General features: G+C 44.5%; 1 protein-coding gene. It reads left to right on the forward strand.

The features are described 5' to 3' along the window. Positions 1 to 69 precede the first annotated feature (69 nt). A partial coding sequence (locus IEX97_RS12870; protein WP_188883508.1) for a PLP-dependent transferase occupies positions 70 to 371 on the forward strand: 302 nt, incomplete at its 3' end.

Below are 371 nucleotides of genomic sequence, written 5' to 3' on the forward strand. Positions count from 1 at the left end.
AGCCCTGACCTACTCGAAAAATTTGAGGTCGGAACGGTGGTATATTGTGTAATTCATACAGGAGTAATCATGTCTCAAAAAAAATTTGAAACCAGGGCTATCCACGCTGGCCAATCCTCTGATCCCGTCACAGGCGCGGTCATGACACCCATTTATGCCACCTCCACCTATGCTCAGTCTGCTCCAGGTGTGCATCAGGGTTATGAGTATTCTCGAACCCATAATCCAACTCGAAAAGCTTATGAAGATTGTTTAGCTAATCTAGAATCTGGGCAATATGGATTTGCATTCGCAACCGGTATGGCTGCCATAAATTCAGTCATTGATATGCTCGATTCAGGCGATCATGTCATTGCCATGGATGATTTGTA

Source organism: Paenalicyclobacillus cellulosilyticus (assembly GCF_014647315.1).
GTDB lineage: Bacteria > Bacillota > Bacilli > Alicyclobacillales > Alicyclobacillaceae > Alicyclobacillus_J > Alicyclobacillus_J cellulosilyticus.